Source organism: Kitasatospora sp. NPDC058965, from assembly GCF_042741245.1.
GTDB lineage: Bacteria > Actinomycetota > Actinomycetes > Streptomycetales > Streptomycetaceae > Kitasatospora.
The window spans coordinates 1-1969 of the sequence record NZ_JBHYKG010000572.1 but is presented as its reverse complement, the minus strand read 5'-3'; the positions used below and the strand labels follow the sequence as shown (position 1 = coordinate 1969).

2 protein-coding genes are annotated in these 1969 nt (G+C 73.5%); one reads left to right on the top strand and one right to left on the bottom strand.

Annotated elements, in window-relative coordinates; all coding sequences use genetic code 11:
- Positions 1-44: 44 nt before the first annotated feature.
- Entirely contained in the window at positions 45-1124 is a 1080-nt protein-coding gene (locus ACFW1A_RS40265) for a hypothetical protein (protein WP_380418666.1), read from the bottom strand.
- 273 nt (positions 1125-1397) lie between these two features.
- Here ACFW1A_RS40265 and ACFW1A_RS40260 point away from each other — a divergent pair, with 273 nt between their 5' ends.
- Positions 1398-1949, top strand: coding sequence for a TetR/AcrR family transcriptional regulator (locus ACFW1A_RS40260; protein ID WP_380418664.1), 552 nt, complete (start codon positions 1398-1400; stop codon positions 1947-1949).
- Positions 1950-1969: the final 20 nt, after the last annotated feature.

The following is a 1969-nucleotide window of genomic DNA, read 5'->3' as shown; positions in this document are numbered from 1 at the left end:
GGCGGGGGCTGCCATCCCGGCCCGCGGTTCGGACGGACGGGGGATCAGACGCCGTCGTTGGCGCAGAGTGCCCAGGCGTCGGAGTAGTTGCCGGTGGAGCCGGCGCCGCCGGTGTGGGTCGAGGCGGTCCAGGAGGAGGCACTGGTCGTGCCGTCGGCGACCGGGTTGCCGCTGGAGTCGCTGGGGTAGCTGCCGTTGAGGTGGTCGCCGCCCGAGCCCGGGCCGGTGAAGTCGGTGCCGGTCACGTTGCCGCTGCTGATCGCGGCGCCGCCGCTGACCAGCGTGCCGTCGTTGGCGCCGCAGCCGACCGTCACGGTCGGGCCGGTGGTCGCCGTGTTCGGTCCGCTCACCTCGCTGTTGCGCACCGTCACGGTGGCGCCGCTGACGTTGATTCCGGAGCCGCTGCAGATGGCGTAGGCGTAGGTCTCGTTGCTGGTGCCGCCGCCCCCGCCGTTCCAGCCGACCGCCGCCCAGGAGTCGGGGTTGGTCTGCCCGTCGGCCGCGGCCTTCTGGCCGTAGTCGTGGGCGGCGTCGTTGAAGGTCGGGTAGCTGGCGGCCGGCTTCAGGCTGCCGACGTTGCCCGGGGTGGTGCGGGCGCCGCCGCCGAGCAGGCGGGTGCCGGACGGGCAGGTCGCCACGGCCAGCGCGACGGTGGCCGAACTGCCCGGGCCGGCGACCTTGTTCATCACCACCTGGGTGTGGGTGATCAGGTTGCTGGACAGGCAGAGGGCGTACGGGGTGGTCGAGAACGAGGCGTTCACCGCGCCGCCGCTGCCGCCGAAGGCCATCCAGTGCGTCACGTCGGTGCCCACCACGCCGGTGGAGCCGAGGTACTCGGTGCTGCCGTCGGAGCTCGGCCCGGTGCCGTCGACGTGGTTGCCGTTGGACGAAGTGCCGGTGCCGATGGCCTGGTTGACGCCGCCACCGGAGATCAGGCCGCTCGCGCAGTCGGCGTGGGTGGAGATCTCGGAGAACGTCGAGGCGGGGCCGGCGGTGGCGCCGGGGGTCTTCACCGTGACGGCGACGGTGTTGGCGTACGCGGTGCCCGGCACCGCGAGCGCCAGGACGGCGCCGATCGCGAGTGCTTTCGCGGTGGCGGCAGGACGCAGGGAGCCCTTGAGCATCGAACTGTCCCTTCTCGGGTCGGCGCGGCCGTGACGGGGCCGGCGCCGACCGGTGGATCGGCGGGGGAGGAGCGCTGAAAGCCTGGTGGCCGACCGGCGGGTAGACCATTGGTGATCCGCCCGGCGCGGGCACCCGTGCAGTTGGGCGGTCGTCCAGCGGTGCGCGCACGGTGCATCCCCGGTCCTGCCTGACGGTCCGGTCAGCGGAAGCGTCGTGCGGCCCCGGACCGGCGGGTAGGGTGATCGCTTGTGAGTGACCGCAGAACAGCAATCATGGAAGCGTCCGCCCGGGTGATCGCGCGGCGCGGCGTCCGGGGCCTCCGGGTGGAGGAGCTCGCCGCCGAGGCGGGCGTGTCCACGGCGCTGATCTACTACCACTTCAAGGACCGCACCGGGATCCTGCGCCAGACCCTGGAGTTCATCAACGACCGGGCCGAGCGCTACACCCGGGAGCGGGCCGCCGCCGAGCAGTTGAGCCCGGTGGAGGAGCTGCGGAGCACGCTGCTGCTGGAGCTACAGGACGTGCCCGAGGTGCGGGAGAACAGCACCGCCTGGGGCGAATTGCGGGCCAGCGCGGTCTTCGACGAGACGCTGCGCGAGGACCTGGCCCGGGCGACGCTGGTCTGGGTGCACGAGATCGCCGAGCTGCTCGCCCGGGTGCGCCCGATGGCCACCGCCCCCGCGCTGGCGGCCGCCGCCGAGCGGCTGATCGCGCTGCTGGAGGGGTTGAGCATGCGCTGGCTCAGCGGCGGCGTCCCGCTGGACCACGCCCGCTCCCTGTTGAGCGACGCCATCGACGCCGAGGTCGCGCGGCTCGGCGCCTGAGCGCACGCGGTCGGCCCGGT

Bases quoted from the DNA above. Each gene is read 5' to 3' on its own strand.
- ACFW1A_RS40265 (WP_380418666.1), bottom strand. From the start codon at position 1,124: ATGCTCAAGGGCTCCCTGCGTCCTGCCGCCACCGCGAAAGCACTCGCG.
- ACFW1A_RS40260 (WP_380418664.1), top strand. From the start codon at position 1,398: ATGGAAGCGTCCGCCCGGGTGATCGCGCGGCGCGGCGTCCGGGGCCTC.